This is a genomic window from Vibrio sp. 970 (assembly GCF_033339075.1).
Map to the genome: position 1 here is coordinate 1 of NZ_JAWOTW010000102.1, position 1031 is coordinate 1031.

Annotated in this window: 1 protein-coding gene and 1 pseudogene; one reads left to right on the plus strand and one right to left on the minus strand. The window is 46.8% G+C overall.

What is annotated here, in order from left to right; all coding sequences use genetic code 11:
* The coding region (locus tag R7Q11_RS24995; RefSeq protein ID WP_225466858.1) for a DEAD/DEAH box helicase at positions 1-670 on the minus strand (670 nt) is incomplete at its 3' end.
* 76 nt (positions 671-746) lie between these two features.
* Here R7Q11_RS24995 and R7Q11_RS25000 point away from each other — a divergent pair.
* Positions 747-1031, plus strand: a pseudogene (locus R7Q11_RS25000) (transcription elongation factor); the annotation flags it as partial.

The following is a 1031-nucleotide window of genomic DNA, read 5'->3' on the forward strand; positions in this document are numbered from 1 at the left end:
TTAACAAGGCCTCACCTTTATTCTCCTCGCGACAAGGCGAGACACAGAGATCCAAGTTGGGGCGATAAAAGCCAGTAATCGTGACATGCTGTGGCGCGATGGCGAATTTATCTTGCATGTCCTTGATCACTGCTTGAGTAGCCGTTGCGGTGAGAAGCAGTACTTGAGGAATGTTCAATGCGCGTTGGTATTGAGGCAGTTTGAGATAATCTGGACGAAAATTGTGGCCCCATTCTGAGATACAGTGCGCTTCATCGACCACCATCAAAGAGATTGGCACCTGACGAATGAACTCGCGAAAGCGTTCGTTTTTGAGGCGTTCGACAGAAATCATCAAAATTTTGATTTCACCGTTTTTGACTCCAACCATTACGCGTTGCGCTTCTTCTCTGCTTTGGCTGCTATCGATAGAAGCGGCGGCGATCCCTTTGCTTTGCAAAAAGCTCAGCTGATCTTTCATTAGTGCCAGTAATGGCGAGATCACTAAAGTGAGGTTTGGCAGCATGGTGGCGGGGAGTTGATAACAAAGAGATTTGCCCGAGCCCGTTGGAAATATTGCTGCTGCAGAGTAACCATTCATGACCGATTCAATAACTGGTTGTTGGCCTTGGCGTAATGAGTCAAAACCAAACACGGATTGAAGCGTTTGTAGTAACTGGGTACTTTGCATGTTAGGGAAACCTTTCTTCGGTGATAGACTAGGGTACATTAACATATCCTGCCTACTGAGCGCGCCTTCAAAAAGTATGAACAAAGCTGAGTTAATCCAAATCATCATTTATCAATTGGAAGAAAAACTTCGAATTGCACACGCTTCCACCCAAAGAGCCATCGATGCCGCAACGGACGAAGAAACAGTACCCGAGCATAAGTACGACACGCTTGCATTAGAGGCTTCCTATCTTGCTCACGGCCAATCAATGCGAGTACAAGAGAGTGAGGACGAATTGCGTCAGTATCGCTCAATGGTTATTCGCGACTTTACGGATGCGCCAATAGGTGTAGGCGCGTATGTGGTTCTCGTCGATGAG